General features: G+C 66.7%; 13 protein-coding genes. 9 read left to right on the top strand and 4 right to left on the bottom strand.

Annotated elements, in window-relative coordinates; translation table 11 throughout:
* Positions 1-98: 98 nt before the first annotated feature.
* Positions 99-1,496, bottom strand: coding sequence for a GntP family permease (locus EYW40_RS14390; protein ID WP_135822348.1), 1,398 nt, complete (start codon positions 1,494-1,496; stop codon positions 99-101).
* 130 nt (positions 1,497-1,626) lie between these two features.
* Between EYW40_RS14390 and EYW40_RS14385 the strand changes: the two genes are divergently transcribed.
* Complete coding sequence (locus tag EYW40_RS14385; protein ID WP_135822347.1) at positions 1,627-2,091, top strand: universal stress protein; 465 nt, start codon at positions 1,627-1,629, stop codon at positions 2,089-2,091.
* 71 nt (positions 2,092-2,162) lie between these two features.
* Here the strand turns inward: EYW40_RS14385 and xacF are convergent, their stop codons facing one another.
* Positions 2,163-3,605, bottom strand: coding sequence for a 2,5-dioxovalerate dehydrogenase (gene xacF, locus EYW40_RS14380; RefSeq protein WP_135822346.1), 1,443 nt, complete (start codon positions 3,603-3,605; stop codon positions 2,163-2,165).
* 657 nt (positions 3,606-4,262) lie between these two features.
* Between xacF and EYW40_RS14375 the strand changes: the two genes are divergently transcribed.
* The 5 genes from EYW40_RS14375 to EYW40_RS14355 are packed head-to-tail and all read left to right on the top strand — an operon-like array spanning position 4,263 to position 9,764.
* The gene (locus EYW40_RS14375) at positions 4,263-5,522 is read left to right on the top strand and encodes an ABC transporter substrate-binding protein (protein ID WP_135822421.1); all 1,260 of its coding nucleotides are present in this window, start codon (positions 4,263-4,265) and stop codon (positions 5,520-5,522) included.
* A gap of 19 nt (positions 5,523-5,541) precedes the next feature.
* The gene (locus EYW40_RS14370; RefSeq protein ID WP_135822345.1) at positions 5,542-6,492 is read left to right on the top strand and encodes a carbohydrate ABC transporter permease; all 951 of its coding nucleotides are present in this window, start codon (positions 5,542-5,544) and stop codon (positions 6,490-6,492) included.
* 1 nt (position 6,493) lies between these two features.
* Positions 6,494-7,426: a carbohydrate ABC transporter permease gene (locus EYW40_RS14365; protein WP_135822344.1), complete on the top strand. Its 933-nt coding sequence runs from the start codon at positions 6,494-6,496 to the stop codon at positions 7,424-7,426.
* A 3-nt stretch (positions 7,427-7,429) separates the two neighbouring features.
* The gene (locus EYW40_RS14360; RefSeq protein ID WP_135822343.1) at positions 7,430-8,614 is read left to right on the top strand and encodes an ABC transporter ATP-binding protein; all 1,185 of its coding nucleotides are present in this window, start codon (positions 7,430-7,432) and stop codon (positions 8,612-8,614) included.
* Position 8,615: 1 nt separating this feature from the next.
* Positions 8,616-9,764, top strand: coding sequence for an ABC transporter ATP-binding protein (locus EYW40_RS14355; RefSeq protein ID WP_135822342.1), 1,149 nt, complete (start codon positions 8,616-8,618; stop codon positions 9,762-9,764).
* Between the two features lie 702 nt (positions 9,765-10,466).
* On the opposite strand, the gene EYW40_RS14350 is transcribed toward EYW40_RS14355, so the two are convergent.
* Positions 10,467-11,711 (bottom strand): ABC transporter permease, encoded by a 1,245-nt coding sequence (locus tag EYW40_RS14350; RefSeq protein ID WP_135822341.1) that lies wholly within the window; start codon positions 11,709-11,711, stop codon positions 10,467-10,469.
* Positions 11,708-12,655 carry an ABC transporter ATP-binding protein gene (locus EYW40_RS14345; RefSeq protein WP_135822340.1) on the bottom strand — a complete coding sequence of 316 codons (948 nt, stop codon included), beginning with the start codon at positions 12,653-12,655 and terminating at the stop codon, positions 11,708-11,710. Before EYW40_RS14345 ends, EYW40_RS14350 begins: the two co-directional genes overlap by 4 nt.
* Positions 12,656-12,818: 163 nt before the next feature.
* On the opposite strand from EYW40_RS14345, the gene EYW40_RS14340 reads away from it, so the two are divergent.
* The 3 genes from EYW40_RS14340 (at position 12,819) to EYW40_RS14330 (ending at position 16,778) form a co-directional block, all read left to right on the top strand.
* On the top strand, positions 12,819-14,093 hold the full coding sequence (locus EYW40_RS14340) for an amidohydrolase (RefSeq protein ID WP_135822339.1): 1,275 nt from the start codon (positions 12,819-12,821) through the stop codon (positions 14,091-14,093).
* Positions 14,094-14,200: 107 nt separating this feature from the next.
* Positions 14,201-14,848 (top strand): DUF8102 family protein, encoded by a 648-nt coding sequence (locus EYW40_RS14335; RefSeq protein ID WP_135822338.1) that lies wholly within the window; start codon positions 14,201-14,203, stop codon positions 14,846-14,848.
* 307 nt (positions 14,849-15,155) lie between these two features.
* The gene (locus EYW40_RS14330; protein ID WP_202614558.1) at positions 15,156-16,778 is read left to right on the top strand and encodes a BCCT family transporter; all 1,623 of its coding nucleotides are present in this window, start codon (positions 15,156-15,158) and stop codon (positions 16,776-16,778) included.
* Positions 16,779-16,787 lie beyond the last annotated feature (9 nt).

The following is a 16,787-nucleotide window of genomic DNA, read 5'->3' as shown; positions in this document are numbered from 1 at the left end:
ACGGAGTGACGGAAGAAGTGACGCATACCGGACGATTCTGACTCGGGACGTTGGCGTGCGGAAAACGATACACCGCGGACGGAAACGCCGCTCTCGCGCTACGCGAGCGGGAACAGCGTCGAGTACAGCAGGATGATAAACAGCGCGACGACCGAGAGGATCGACGTGACCGCGGTCCAGGCCTTGAACGTCTCGGCCTGCGTGAGGCCGCCGATCTCCTTGACGATCCAGAAGCCGGAGTCGTTGTACCACGACGTGGTGATGCCGCCCGCGCCGATGGCGACGACGAGGTAGGCCGGGTGGACCGCGAGATCGGGGACAAGCGGGGCCATGATGCCGCCGGTCGTGATCATCGCGACGGTCGCCGACCCCTGGGCGATGCGGACGATGGCGGCGATGAGCCACGCGGTGACGAGCAGCCCGATACCGACGTCGCTCAGCGCGTCCGCGATGACGCCGCCGATGTTGGAGGCGGCCAGCATCGCGCCGAACGCGCCGCCGGCGGCCGTGATGGCGGCGATGTTACCGCCGTTTTGCAGCGCCTCGGTGAGTTCGTCCTGCCAGACCTGCCGCGGGAAGTCGTCCATGCGGAGGTACGTCAGCGCGGCGACCATGGCCGCGATCGTCAGCGCGAAGTTCGCGTCGCCGACGAAGTTCGTGACCGATTGGAAGCGCTCCAGCGTCGGGTACGTCCCCTCGAAGGTGTCCACGAACGTACCGGAGGCGATGAACAGGACGGCGACGAGGACCGGCAGCAGCGACTCGAAGAACCCCGGCAGGTTCCCCGCGGACTTCTGGGCCTGCCGCTCCAAGTCCTCGGCGGTCGTCCCCATCGAGTCCCGGAGCGGGATCTCCATGCGCTTGTTGATGAACCGGCCGTAGCCGACGCCGGCGACGAGCGCGGACGGGATCGCGACCGCGAGGCCGACGACGATCGTCATCCCGAGGATGGACTCGCCGGCACCCAACTCCTGTGCGACGGCAAGGGGACCGGGCGTCGGCGGCACGAACGCGTGTGCGGCGGTCCCGCCGCCGCCGACGACGGCGATGTAGAGGGCGTAGTTGCCCCCGATTCGTGCGCGCATCGAGCGGGCGAGCGGGGCCATCAGGTAGAACACGTTGTCGAAGAACACCGGGATGGAGAGGATCGTGCTGCTCCCCCAAAGGGCGAAGTCGGCGTTCTCGTCGGAGAGGACCGCCTGGAACGACCGGACGATGCGGTTTGCCGCCCCCGACTCGGTCATCGACTTTCCGATGATGGCGGCCATCAGGATCGGGATACCGATCCCGGCCATGTTCTCCCCGAACGCGGCGGCGACCTGGCTCGGGATGCTCCCGAACGCGACCTCCGGGAGGAAGTAGGCGTTCACGGTGCCGACGATGAACGCCGAGAGCACCAGCCCAACGAACGCGGGGAGGTCCCACACGACGAGGAACAGTACGACGACTGCCACACCGATGAGTAACGCTGCTAACGCTGGAAACGTTGCTGACATTCTCCGGATGGGAACACCTCACTGCACGGTTATAAATATTTGTGGAACGGTTACACGAATGATGGATTTTTGCCGGGCGCGCCGGCGCGCCGTCGGTACTTTTAACGCACAGCGGTTCCTCGCGTCGACTATGGACCGAGGGTTAGTCGTCATCAAGGACGCGGAGCCACACGAGGGGCTCCTCCGGGAAGCCGCACAGCAAGCGCGCGGGGCCGACGCCCCGCTCGTCGTGTTGACGTTCGCCACCGAGCGCCAGCTCGGGTCCGGCGTCGAGAAGTTCGAGGCGCTGGGCGGCGTCGAGGGCGTCACCTACGACAACCAGGCCGAGTTCGTCGACGCGGCCGAGGATGCGCTCGAAGCGTACGTCGAGGAGACGCTCGACGGGGCCGACGTCGAGTACGAGGCCGTCGTCCGCGTCATCGACGGCGGCTACGGGACGGCGACGCTCGACGCCTCCGAGGACTTCGGCTGCGACCACGTCTTCATCACCAGCGAGCGCCGTTCGCCGGCCGGCAAGGCCATCTTCGGCGACTTCGCCCAGCGCGTCATCCTCAACTTCGACGGCTTCGTCACGATCCACACCGGATCGGACTGAAGCCCCGTCCGGCCGCGCGTCCGTGCGACGTCACAGACGCGCAGCCGTCCCGTCCCCCGGCTGCGGCCGGTTCAGTAGTTGTCGTACACCGTCTTGCTGATGGTGTAGAAGTCGATGCCGGCGTCGCCCTGCTCGCGCCACGTCTCCGAGGACGAGCGCTTGAACCCGCCGAAGGGGACGTGCAGTTCCAGCCCGGTCGTCTTCTCGTTGACCTTCACCACGCCGGCCTCGGCCTCCGAGAGGAACCGCTTTGCTTCCGTGTGGTCGTCGGTGACGACGCTGGCGGAGAGGCCGTACTCGACGTCGTTGGCAACGGCGAGGCCCTCGTCGAAGTCCTCGACTTCGATGACCGCGACGACCGGCCCGAACACCTCCTCCTGGGCGATCCGGTAGTCCGGCTCGACGTCGGTGAACACCGTCGGCTCCACGAAGTAGCCCTCGTCGTACTCCGCGGGGACGCCGCCGCCGGCGGCGAGGGTCGCCCCCTCGTCCTCGGCGATCCCGATGTACTCAAGGGTGCCGTCGCGCTCGCTCTCGCTGACCTGCGGGCCCATCTCGGCGTCGCTGCCGGGGCCGATGTCGATCGCCTCCGCCCGCGCAACCAGTTCGTCGACGAACTCGTCGTACACGTCCTCGTGGACGACGGCGCGGGAACACGCGGTACAAGACTGGCCGGTCGTCCCGAACCCGCCGTTCGCGACTATCTCCGCGGCCTCCGCAGGGTCGGCCGACGCGCCGACCACCGTCGGGTTCTTCCCGCCCATCTCCATCTGGGCGCGCTTGCCGGCGTCGGTCGCCTGGTCGTACACCATCTCGCCGACCTCGCTGCTGCCGGTGAACGAGACGGCGTCGACGGCGTCGTGTTCGACGAACGTGCTGCCGACGCTGCTGCCCGGGCCGGTGACGAGGTTGAGGACGCCGTCCGGCAGCCCCGCCTCGTCGAGCGCCTCCGCGAGCGCGACGGCCGGGCCGGGCGCGGCGCTCGCCGGCTTGAGGACGACGCTGTTGCCGGTGGCCAGCGCCGGCGCGAGCTTCCAGGCCGGGATCGCGATGGGGTAGTTCCACGGCGTGATGAGCGCCGCGACGCCGACCGGCTCCTCGACCGTGTAGAGGGAGGTGTCGCGACCGCTCGCCGACTTCAGGCTCCCGCCGAGGTCGCGGGCCTTCTCCGCGAAGTAGTAGAAGATATCGATGGCCCGCTGTACCTCGCCCGCCGCCTCGGGGCGGGCCTTGCCCTCCTCGGCGACGAGTTGATCGGTCAGTTCGTCCTTCCTGTCGTCCAGGATCGCGCCGGCATCGCGGAGGACCGCGCCGCGGTCCGGCCCGGGCGTGTCGGCCCAGTCCGAGGCGGCGTCGGCCGCGGCCTCGACCGCGTCGGTCGCGGCCTCGGTGCCGGACTGCTGGTAGCGTGCGACGACCTCGTCGGGGTTCGCGGGGTTCACGACGTCGACTGTCTCGCCGGTCGCCGCCGGAACCCACTCTCCGTTAACGTAGTTCTCGTTCGTATCCGTCATGCAACCGCTCGGTTCAGCTTTCACACGCAGGTCGATTTGGGTAGCGGCAGATATTACGATCCGGAGGACCCGAACACGTCCCGCCATCGCGCCTCGGCACGCTGGGCATTGCCGACGAGGTCAGGTAGCCCCCCGCTCCGTCGCCCCTGCGTTTCCCGCGGTTTTCCGCTGACACCGGAAATCAATCGCTCGTTTCTTTACATATCTATGTTCGTAATCAGTCCGCTATTCCCCGCCGCTCCCGCGGATAGCCACGCCGCCGTTCCGCTGTGGCCGGAACCATATCGACACGGTCGATCGTGATCGAATCGCCGTACTGGTCGGGGCCAGCGGGAGACGTGCGCCGACGGCCGGTACCTCGACCGTCAGTCGATGCCCGGGGGCCGCGTCGGCAACGCGGGCTGTTATCCGCTGATACCGGAACCACACCACCCACGCGGCCAAGACCGGAGAGACCGAGGTGTACTGCCGACAGCAGGCTAGCACAGCCAATAGGAAAATCGCCACCGACAGCGTCTCTCACCGCGGTTACGCGGTGAACTGGCGGGCGTGGTATCCCAATGCGTGGGGTCGGTTTTCACCCTCTCCAGTAGATTTATATACTGTTATGCATGTGTGGTAATGTACATGGTCGATAGTAACGATCAGGTGGCCGGTATCGACAGACGTGCGTATCTCGGTGGTATCGCGGGAGCGGTCGCGGCCGGCGCGGCCGGCTGTCTCGGCGGCGACGAGAGCAGCGACGAGACGCTGGAGGTGCTCCACGGATGGACGGGCGGCGACGGCTCGGACGCGATCAACGAGCTCACCGAACTGTTCAACGACGAGTACCCCGACCTCGACTCGAACATCAAGGCGGTCGGCGGGCAGGGGAACGTCGAGCTGAACACGACGGTGCTCCGCCGGCTGACGAACTCGAACCCGATGGGCGCGTTCGCCAACTGGCCGGGCAAGAACCTCGAACGCTACCGCGGGAGCCTCATGGACCTCGAGGAGGACGTCTGGGAAGCGGAGGGTTACAAGGACAGCATGCAGGACCGGGTCGTCGACCTCTGTACGTTCAACGACAAGATGCCCGCCGTCCCGATCGGGTCACACCGACTGAACAACCTGTTCTACAACACGGCGGCGTTCGAGGAGGCCGGCATCGACCCGTCGAGCCTGGGGAGCGTGCCGGACTTCGTCGACGCGCTCGAAACCATCGACTCGGAGACGGACTACACGGCGTTCGCCCACGGGATGCAGGCCCCGTTCCTCGGGCTCCAGACGTGGGCGCAGATCCTCACGAGCCAGAGCGGGGTCGAGGCGTACGAGGACTTCATCGCGGGCGACGGTGACAGGGGCGCCGTCATCGACGCCCTCGAAACGCTGCAGGAGATCCAGGAGAACTACATCACCGAGGACGCGTCGTCCATCGGGTACACGCAGGCCGCCCAGAAGCTCATCGCCGACGAGGCGGCGTGCATCCACGGCGGGAACTGGCTGTACGGGATGTTCCGCGCCGACGACGAGTTCAACTACGGCGAGCAGTGGGACTGGATCCCGTTCCCGGGGACCGAGGGGCTGTACTTCTACCACGTCGACGCCTTCGTCACGCCGGGGAGCAACCCGACGCGGGAGAAGACGGTGTCGTGGCAGAAGTTCATCGGCACGAAGGAGGCCCAGGTCGCGTTCAACAACCTCAAGGGCTCCGTGCCGCTCCGGACCGACATCGATTCGAGCGAACTGACCGACTTCCTCGCGATGACCTACGAGGACCTCACGAGTTCGGACGCCTACCCGCCGACGATAGCCCACGGCCTCGCCGTGGAACCCGAAGCCATGAACGACTGCAAGAGCGCTATCGGGAACAACTTCATGGGCCCCTACGACGCGGAGGCCGCCGCCGACGGGCTGCTCGAAGCCGTCTCCCAGTAGCGCATAGATGACTAGCTCGATGGCAACACAACCCACCAACGACCCCGAGATGCCGGACGAGGAGCCGGTCGGCTGGCGGACGAAGCTCAGGTACTTCCTGAACAGCGACTTCGTCAGGTCGTCGCCGTACTGGGGCATCCCGTTTCTCCTCATGGCCGTCGCCGTCTACGGCGGGATCGGCTACAACCTCGCGATATCGTTCACCGACTACGCCGGGCTCAGCCAGCCCACGTTCGAGAGCTTCGACCTCGAGATGTACCGGACGGCGGTCGGCAACGAGGCGTTCCGCCGGGCCGCGTTCAACAACTTCGTGTTGCTGGTCGCGTTCACCAGCGTCTCGCTCGGACTGGGGCTGTTCCTCGCGGTGCTGCTCGACCACGGCATCAGGTTCAAGGAGAAGATACAGACGGCCTACCTGCTGCCGATGGCGCTGTCGTTCGTCGTCACCGCACAGCTCTGGCTGTGGATGTACAACCAGGAAAACGGCGTGCTCACCGTGATAATCGAGGGACTTGGCTTCGAGTCGATCAACTGGCTCGGCAACCCCGACTTCGCGCTCGCGGCGGTCATCTTCGCGCTGGTGTGGCAGTTCAGCGGCTACGCGATGGTGGTGTATCTGGCGGGGCTGCAGTCGATCCCGTCGGACCAGTTCGAGGCCGCGAGGGTCGACGGCGCGAGCACGTTCCGCACGTACGTCAGCATCATCATCCCCCAGCTGAAGGAGTCGTCGGTGAGCGCCGCCGTCGTGCTGATGGTGTTCGCGCTCAAGGCGTTTACCTTCCTCTACGCGCTGGTCGGGCAGTACCGGCCGCCGAACGGCACGGACATCCTCGCCACGCTGATGGTCCGGCAGGCGTTCAAGTTCGGGAAGTGGGCGTACGGCGCGGCCATCGCCACCATGCTGTTGCTGCTCGCGCTCGGCGTGATCGCACCGTACCTCTACTACCAGTACCGACAGGGGAGCCTCTAACATGTCTCAGTCCACATCCCGACCGAACATCGACGTCGTATCGCTCGTCGAGGACGTCAGCCTCAGGCGGGTCGGCCAGTACACGCTGGTCGTGCTCTTCCTCGGCTTCTTCCTCGTCCCCCTTCAGACCGGCATCATGACGGCGCTGAAGACGAACGAGGCGGTCGCGCGGTCGCTGCCGTTCGCGCCGCCGGCAGGACAGGGGTTCACGCTCTCGAACCTCGAGTTCGCATTCGACCGGCTGTCGACCGCGTTCATCAACTCGCTGCTCATGGCCATCCCGGCGACCATCATCAACGTGTTGCTGGCGAGCATGGCGGCGTTCGGCCTCACGATGGTGCGCTGGCGCGGCCAGCTGGCGCTGCTGTCGCTGTTCCTGGTCGGCGTGTTCGTGCCGTACCAGGCCGTCCTCGTGCCGCTCGCGCGCTTCTGGAACAACATCTTCCCGCTGGGGCGGATGCTCGAACCGACGTTCGCGGCCGTGCCGCTGCTGCAGGGCCACCACTCCCAGCTCGTGCCGCTGGTCATCACGCACGTCGCGTACGGCATCCCCATCTGTACGATCCTGTTCCGGTCGTACTACAAGGGGCTCCCGAACTCGCTGGTGGAGGCGGCGAAGATAGACGGGGCGAGCATCACGAAGATCTACCGCCGCATCGTGTTGCCCATCTCGAAGCCGATGTTCGGCGTCGTGTTCATCTACCAGTTCACGCAGATATACAACGAGTTCCTGTTCTCGTTTACGCTCATCACGAGCGCGAACAACCCCGCCGCGCCGGTGACGCTGATCCTGCCGGCGATCGGGACGTCGACGTCCGGGATCGACTTCGGGATCCGGATGTCCGCGGCGTTCCTCGCCGCGCTGCCGACGATCATCCTGTACGTGGCGTTCGCCGAACAGTTCGCGAAAGGGCTGCGCACGGAGAGTGGGTAACCCATGGGACGCATTCAACTCGACCGCCTGACGAAGCGCTACGGGAGCGAAGTCGCCGTCGAAGACGTAACGATAGACGTCGAGGACGGGGAGTTCCTCGTGCTCGTCGGCCCGTCGGGCTGTGGGAAGTCGACCACGCTCCGGATGATCGCCGGCCTCGAATCACCCACGTCGGGGAACCTCTACATCGACGGCGAGCACATGAACTACCGCGTGCCCCAGAACCGGAACATCGCGATGGTGTTCCAGGACTACGCGCTCTACCCGCACATGACGGTCCGGGAGAACATCCGGTTCGGGCTCGAGGAAGAGGAGGTAGACGAGCCGGAGGACGGAGAGGAGCAGGCCGGCTACTCCGCCGCCGCCAGGATGGACCAGCAGGTCGAGGACACCGCCGCGGACCTCGACATCGCGGAACTGCTGGACCGCAAGCCCGACGAGCTCTCGGGCGGCCAGCAACAGCGCGTTGCGCTCGGCCGCGCCATCGTGCGCGACCCCGAGGTGTTCCTCATGGACGAGCCGCTGGCGAATCTCGACGCGAAGCTCCGCGCGGAGATGCGCACGGAGCTCCAGAGCCTCCAGGCCGACCTCGGCGTGACGACGGTGTACGTCACCCACGACCAGACCGAGGCGATGACGATGGGCGACCGGATCGCGGTGCTGAACGACGGCCGCCTGCAGCAGGTCGGCGAGCCGCTGGAGGTGTACCACGAGCCCGCGAACCAGTTCGTCGCGGGGTTCATCGGCGAACCCTCGATGAACTTCCTCACGGGCCGTCGGTCCGAGGGGACGTTCGTCGGCGAGCACATCGAGTACCCGTTCCCGCCGCGGATCGCCGACGCAGTCGGTGAGACCGAGGACGTCGTGATCGGGGTCCGCCCGGAGTCGATCGACCTCCGACCCGCCGAGGGAACGGACCCCGCTGACCTGGGCGACCACGAGTTCCGCATGGTCGTCACGGTGAACGAAACCCACGGGGACCGGAACGTGGTCCACCTCGCACACTCCGAGACGACGACCGAACACGACGTGTTGCGGGCGGTGACCGACGGGATGAACGTCTTCGACGCCGGGGAGGAAGTCGTCGTGGGCATCGATCCCGACCGGATCCACGTCTTCGACGGCGGGAGCGGCGCGGCGCTCCGGAACCCCCGGGACGGCTCGAAACAGGAACTCACGCAGGTGTAACATGGTTGAGCTAGAACTTGACGAGATAACCAAGGTGTACCAGGACGAGGACGCGAGCGTCGTCGCTGTCGACGACGTCTCGATCGAGGTGCCCGACGGCGACTTCCTCGTGCTGGTCGGTCCGTCGGGCTGCGGGAAGTCGACGACGCTCCGGATGATCGCCGGCCTCGAGGACGTCACCGACGGCCACGTACGGCTCGACGGCGAGTCCATCAACGACGTCTCCGCCCAGGAGCGCGACATCGCGATGGTGTTCCAGTCGTACGCGCTCTACCCGCACAAGTCGGTCCGGGCGAACATGTCCTTCGGGATCAAACAGTCGACGGACACGCCGAACGACGAGGTGGCCTCGATCGTCGAGGAGACGGCCGAGATGATGGGGATCGAGGACCTGCTGGACCGCAAGCCCAACGAGCTCTCGGGCGGCCAGCAACAGCGCGTCGCGCTGGGCCGCGCAATCGTCCGCGACCCCGAGGTGTTCCTCATGGACGAACCGCTCAGCAACCTGGACGCGAAGCTCCGCGCCGAGATGCGTACGGAGCTCCAGCACCTCCAGGAGCAACTGGGCGTCACGACGGTGTACGTCACCCACGACCAGACCGAGGCGATGACGATGGGCGACCGGATCGCCATCCTCGACCGCGGCGAACTCCAGCAGGTCGGCACGCCCCTCGAATGCTACCACGAGCCGGCAAACCGGTTTGTCGCTGGGTTCCTCGGCGAGCCGTCGATGAACTTCTTCGACGGGGAACACGAGGCCGGCCGCGTGATGACCGACGCGTTCGAGTACCCGCTGTCGGAGGAACTGGCCGCCGACATCGACGGCGTGACCGGCATCGCGTTCGGGATCCGGCCGGAGGACATCCACGTTGCGGAACCCGAGAAGGGCGGACAGCAGTTCGAGGCGGAGGTGTCCGTCGTCGAGCCGATGGGCAACGAGAACATCATCCACCTCCGGTTCGAGAACCCGGAGACGTCGGCGGAGTTCGTCGCCACGACGGAAGGCGACCCGAACGTCGCCCGCGGGGACCGCGTCACCGTCGGCTTCCCCGAGGAGGCGATCCACCTCTTCGACCGTGAGACCGGCGAGGCCGTCAAGAACCGCACGGTGGACTTCGCCCGGTCGGGCGTCGAACCCCTCGCGAAGTAGCGCCCGCGCCGAGCGGCCTTCGGGCGACGGAGTTCCGGTCTATCCACGCCCGAACTCGACACGTGTCTGGCGGCGACGCTTCGTAACACTTGTTCGATAGCTGTGCGCTCCCACCGGCTTCGTGGGATGGGCCGAATCCACAGTTCTGATCCAAATATACCAATTTGGAAGTATAGTATTTTATCTGGTATTTGAGTCAAATTCAGTTCCCATATTTCGCCAGAACGGGGTTGCCGAAGTACACGGATAGAGTGTTGAACGATCGAAGGCCCAGTCAGAATCCGTCCCGAGGCCCGCGTGGACCATCACGGTAGAGACACGTTTACCACGACCTTACTGGCTCTATCCGCCCATCTCTACCGGCTGTCCTCTTCACGTCGTAGCACTGATCCGACGCCGACTCGCAAAGACGGCGTTCGGACCGGGTTCGATACCGTCGGGGACTGCCGTAGCGAGGGCCCGCTCCGTCGCCGTATAGAATAGTTTGTATAATTATGGTACGTCCTTACTAACCTTATTTTTATTATTCTGTTTCAACGAGATGAGTGCCGGTGAGAGTGGGATCGATTCAAGTTCCACGCGGCTGTCTAGTCGTCACCAGTAGCCAGTTCGCCGGCGTCGCTGTCCGTGGGACACAGTCCGAGTCGAATTGACGGGACGGCCTTCGGCCAGCGGACGGAGGTAAGCGACCGCCGGGCCCGGTCAGTCGAACTCCTGCCAGCGGGTGGCGTAGAGCGCGCCGACGAGGAAGACGGCAGCCAGGGCGAGGAGGACGGCGAACGTGCTCGCCACGCCGTCCGTCGAGTCCAGGATGAGCAACTGGCGGAGGCTCCGGTGATAGTGCGTGACCGGGCTGTACTCGGCGACTCGCTGGAGCGTCGCCGGCATGAGGTCCAGTTCCCAGAAGATCCCCGAAACGAACATGAGCGGGAACGCGATGGCGCCGCCGAGGCTGATCGCCGACCCCGGATCGCGGATCAGTCCGCCGACGACCATCCCGAGAGCAGTGAACGCGACCGCGCCGACGACGACCAGTGCGATCGACAGCGGACCCGGGACGACCTGGACGCCGAAGGCGACCCGGGCCACCGCGAGCATCACCCCGGTGACCCCCACCGCAAGGATCGACTGCTGGATCACGTTCGCCAGGACCCACTCGTGTTTCCGGAGCGGCGTCGCGGCGAGGCGCTTCAGCGTCCCGTCGCGTTTGAGCGTCGCGACCGCCGAGGGGACCGTCATGACCCCGTTGATGAGGACCGTGGCGACGATGAACGCCGGCAGGAAGTAGTCCACCCCGCCGAGGCGCTCGGGGCCGCGTTCCTCGGTGTGAACCGTCACGGGCGGCTCCTCGACGCCGATCGAGCGGTCGTTGAACCTGCCGACGACGCTGTCGAGGACGCTCCCGACGGCCCCGGCGGCGTCGTCGTCGGGCGAGGTCAGGAGCGTCACTTCGACCGGGGACGCGCCCGAGAGGTTGCCCTGCGTGGCGTTCGCGCCCACTCCTTCGAGCGCCGTCCGCTGTTCGTCGGTCACGTTGCCCCCGGCCCGCTCGATAGTGTCCCGGATCACGGCCATCCGGACGCGCCCGCTGCCGGCCCGGACGCGCTCGTGGAACCCCTCCGGGATGACGAGAACCCGCCGGTGGCCGGTCCGTTCCTCGAGCCGGTCGGCGTCGGACAGGTCGCGGTCGGGGTCGACGCGCTCCACGTCGAGGGGGCCCGCCCGTTCGAGCGCGTCGACGAACGTCGCCGACAGCGCCGTCGGGGTGCCGTTCCCGTCGACGTCGTTGTTCTGGACGGCGAGGTCGAACTCGGTCGCGCCGCCGGCGAACACCGTACTGAAGATGAGAAGCAGGATGAGCGGGAAAAACAGCGCGAAGAACACGGCCTCCCGGTTCCGCGCCCAGTCGCGGAGCAGCGTCGCCGTGAGGCTCGTCAGTCGGGTCATCGAACGCCCCCCGCGTCGAGGGGACGCCCGGCGACTTCGAGGAAGACGTCCTCCATCCCGGCGCTGACCAGTTCGACCGAGCCGGCGTGATCAGTCCCGTGAAGTTCGCTGAACGTCCGCTGGGCCGCCCCCCGGTCGTCGAAGATGCCGATCAGTTTCCGGTCGTTCGGCCGGTAGGTCTCGCGCGCACGATCACGCAGCACCGACGCGACCCGGTCGTCGCCGTCGTCGGCCGACTCCGGGAGGGAGACGACCACCCTGACGCTGCCCGCGTACCGCTCGACGAGCGCCGGGACGGTGTCGACGGCCTCGATCCGGCCGTCGACCATGAGCGCGACGCGGTCGGCGAGGAACTCGATCTCGTCCATGTAGTGGGTCGTCAGAACGACGGTCGTCCCCCGGTCGGGGAGCGCCTGAATCCGCTGCCACGTCGCGCGTCTGGCGGCCGGGTCCAGCCCGGTCGTGGGTTCGTCCAGAAACAGGACGTCCGGGTCGGAGACGAGCGCCATCGCGATGCCGGTCCGGCGCTGGAAACCCCCCGACAGCGACGCGAACGGCTCGTCGGCCCAGTCGTCGAGGTCCAGCCGTTCGAGCACCGTGTCGACCGACAGGGGGTCGAAGTACAGGTCGCGCATGAGCGCGACGTTCTCGCGGACGGAGAGCCGTTCGAAGGTGTGAAACGACTGCGGGACGACCCCGATCCGGTCTTTGATCCGGTAGAGGTCGTCCCGGAGGTCGAGGCCGAGGACGGTCGCGTCGCCGCTCGTCGGGGTGCGAAGGCCCTGGAGCAGTTCGACGGTCGTCGTCTTGCCGGCGCCGTTCGGCCCGAGCAGGCCGAATATCTCGCCGGCGCGGATCTCGAACGAGACGCCGTCGACGGCGGTCGTCGACCCGTACTCCTTCCGGAGGTCGGAGACACGAACGACCGGATCGGTTCCCGCCATTTGCCTGTCACGTTACGCCGTGACGGCAAGAGGGTTTCCCCAAACGGCCCCCGTACGCCCCGATACGCGGCGACAACGCCGAGGGGCTACGCCGTTGCGGGGACCCAAACCGCCGGCGGGTCCGGCCACAGTTAAGTATCTCCGTGTCGAACCAACGCCGAGAATGTTCTTCGACGTGCGGAACCGGTTACGGGACCTGCGGCGCGAGTTCCACAGGCGGCCCGAACCGGGGTGGCGGGAGTACCAGACGACCGCCCGCATCGTCGAGGAGGTCGAGCGGATCGGCGTCGACGAACTGGCCGTCGGCCGGGAGGCACACGCCCCCGACGAGCGGATGGCCGAACCGACCGACGGGGAGATAGCGCCCTGGGTCGAGCGCGCCCGGGTCGCCGGCGTCGACCCCGACGTGCTGGACCGCACCGCCGGCGGGTACACGGGCGCTATCGCCGTACTCGAAGGCGACGGCGCGCCGACGGTCGCGCTCAGGGTCGACATGGACGCCATCTCGCTGTCGGAGGCGGACGAACCGGGCCACCGGCCGGCCGACGAGGGGTTCCGGTCGGAGCACGACGGGTACATGCACGCCTGCGGCCACGACGCCCACGTCGCCATCGGGATCGGCGCGCTCGCGGCGGTGAAGGAGAGCGACTTCGCGGGCACGTTCAAGGTGGTGTTCCAGCCCGCCGAGGAGATATCCGGCGGGGGGAAGTCGATGGCCGAGAGCGGCTACGTCGACGACGTGGACTACCTGTTCGCGCTCCACGTCGGCCTCGACAACCCGACGGGGACCGTCGTCGCCGGGGTCGAGAAGCCGCTGGCGATGGCCCACCTGACGGCGACGTTCGAGGGGGCGAGCGCCCACGCCGGCAAGTCGCCAAACGAGGGGGCCAACGCAATGCAGGCGATGGCGACGGCGGTACAGAACGCCTACGCGATCCCCCGCCACGAGGACGGGATGACGCGGGTGAACTTCGGCCGCGTCGAGGGCGGCACCGCCAGCAACGTCGTCGCCGAGGAGGTGACGCTCCACGGCGAGATCCGCGGCGAGACGACGGCGCTGATGGAGTACACCCGGACGGAACTGGAGCGGGTGCTGTACGCCGCCGCCGAGATGCACGACTGCGACGTGACCGTCAGGGTCGTCAGCGAGTCGCCCCGCGCCGACAGCGACCCCGAACTCCGCGACCGCGTCGCCGCCGTCGCCGAGGGCGTGACCGGCGTGGACACGGTGGTCCCGTCGGCGGAGTTCGGCGCGAGCGAGGACGTCGCGTACCTCATGGAGCGCGTCCGGGAGGGCGGCGGGCTGGCGACGTACTGCATCGTGGGTGCCGACCACCCGACGAGCCACCACACGCCGACGTTCGACGTGGACGAGGCGAGCCTCCCGATCGCCGTCGAACTCCTCCGGGACGCGGTCGTCGACCTCCCCGCGAGGTAGCCGCGGGCGGGCGGCGAATACGAAAATCGTACACCGTTTGCCGCGCGGAACCGTCCGCGCCGGGCCGACCACAACCATTAATTCGGTCGGGTACGCGCTTTCTGTGTATGGACGGGAACGACGTACCGGACCAGTTGCGGACCGCCGCCGACTCCGACCGCCCGCGCGGGATACTCACGCCCTCCGACCGCGACTTCCTGCTCGGCCGGAAGACCGACTACACCGACCACTCGAAAAAACAGAAGCGAAACCGGATCCGCCGGCGCGTCCAGAACGCGATACTGGATTTCAGCATCCTCTTCGAGTGCCTCGAGGAGCGGGACCGCGACACCGTGTTCGACCCCGACGACGGGGAGCGCGAGGGGCTGACCCAGGGTGTCACCGACATGCTCGCGTTCCTCCACCTCGGGACGATGGGCTACTACACGCCGTTCAAGGACATGCTGTCCGAGGGCGTGGGCAAGGCCGAACAGAAGCTCGCGGGGTCGAACTACCGGATGGTCAACGTGGAGTTCAACGTCGACCCGGTCGGCCAGATAGACGTCGACGAGGTCGTCGACAAGCTGGAGAACGACGAGTTCGCCCAGATCACCGACGAGGAACTGCGGGCGTTCGTCCGCCTGCTCACGATGTCCGACGAGTTCTCGCCGGAGGCGACCCGTGAGGAGATAAAGGACAGCGTCGACGAGTTCGCGTCGCGGGTGTCGGAGAGCGAGCGGGCCCGCGAGCGGACGGTCGAGGAGCTGACGAAGTAGCGTCGTCGGTCGGGCGGTCAGGTGTCGCCGGTCGTTTTCCTCGGGAGTGCACGTCGCCAGCCCTGGGCGTCGCGAACGAAATCGGTTTACTCGGAGTCGAGTCGTAGTTCCCGCCGATCCCACCCCAGTTATAAACACTATCTGTATATGTTAGGTACGGAAACGAAAACCTTATAGTGTAAACGATAATCGAGTATGCCATGGCAACGCTCGCCATGGTGGGCGGCAGATCGGGGCATCGGACGGAGAATCGGAGAACCCTGCCGAACCAAGGGGGTGAGAACCCGTGAGCGACGGCAGCCAGGGGATGGTCGAGGAGTTCGTAGAGGAGATCGACCCGATCGTCTTCACGTTCGGGGCGCTGCTGACCGTCGGCGTGATCGGCGCGTTCTTCGTCAACGAGACGCTCGTCACGGAAACGATCGGGACCGTCTACAACTGGGTCGTCACGTACCTGAACTGGGCGCTGCTGGTGATCGTGTTCCTGATCGTCCTCTTCCTGCTGTTCCTGATCGTGGGGCCGTGGGGGAAGATCAAGATGGGCGATTCGGACCCCGAGTACAGCTTCCTGTCGTACTTCGCGATGCTGTACTCCGCCGGGTTCGCGGCCGGCGTCGTGTTCTGGGGCCCGACCGAGGCGCTGTTCTACTACGACAACCCGTCGCCGCTGTTCGGCGTCGAGGGCGGCACGAGCGAGGCGATCCCGATCGCGATCCAGCAGACGCTGTTCCACTGGGCGCTGCCCCAGTTGGCCGTGTTCACGATCATGGGACTCGCGATCAGCTACTTCGCGTACAACTACGATGACGTCCCGCTGCGGGTCTCCTCGGCGCTGACGCCGATCATCGGGAAGGAGAACCTCGACGGCCCGTTCGCGAAGGTCGTCGACATCCTCGCCGTCTTCGCGACGATCGGCGGCGTGGCGACGTCGCTTGGCTTCATCGGCAGCCAGTTCATCGCCGGACTCAGCTACCAGTGGGGGATCGACCTCGGGAACGCCGGCATCCTCCTCGTGGTGACGACGATGACGCTCCTGTTTACGATATCGATGGTGCTGGGCGTCGACAGGGGGATCCGCAGGCTGTCGAACTTCAACATGATCCTGTTCGTCATCCTGATGGCGGCGACGTTCATCCTGGGGCCGACGCTGTTCCTGCTCCTGCTCGGCTCGCAGGCCATGGGCGGCATGATCGCCGACTTCACGTCGATGAGCCTCTACACGGGGGCCGGCGGCGACGGCGGGACGGGATGGATGAACTCCTGGACCGTCTTCTACTGGGCGTGGGCGCTCTCGTGGTCGCCCTTCGCGGGCCTGTTCATCGCCCGCATCTCCAAGGGCCGGACCGTCCGCGAAGTCGCGTTCACGGGCATCGGCGCGACTTCGGCCGCGACCATCCCGTGGTTCACGTTCGTCGGCGGCACCGCGCTGCGGTACCACCACACCGGCGTGGCGGACTTCAGCACCGTGATCGCCAACGGCACGCCGGAGGTGTCGGGGTTCATCCTCTTCGAGGCGTTCCCCCTGGGAACGGTGTTCATGATCGCGTTCATGGTCCTCGTCACGACGTTCTTCATCACGTCGGCCGACTCCTCGACGCTGGCCGTCTCGATGATGACCACCGGCGGCAAGGCCAGTCCGTCGACTATCAACCGGATCTTCTGGGGCGTCGTCCTCGGCATGACCGCCGCGATCCTCATGATCATCGGCGGCGAGGGCGGGACGAGCGCGCTCCAGAACGCGGTGATCATAACCGGCGCGCCGTTCGCGTTCGTCTGCTTCCTCGCGATGCTGTCGCTGATCAGGGACTTCAGTTCGAAGTACGGCCGGGTGTTGCTGCAGGACGAGACCGTGCTCATCGGGTCGGGTCGGAGGGCCGAACGCGATTCGCCCTCCGGTCCCGGCGGGCCGGTCGAATCCGACGACGACTGACAGCGCCGC

Origin of the sequence: Halostella litorea (genome assembly GCF_004785955.1) — an archaeon.
GTDB lineage: Archaea > Halobacteriota > Halobacteria > Halobacteriales > Natronoarchaeaceae > Halostella > Halostella litorea.
This window is presented reverse-complemented; position numbering and strand designations above follow the sequence as displayed.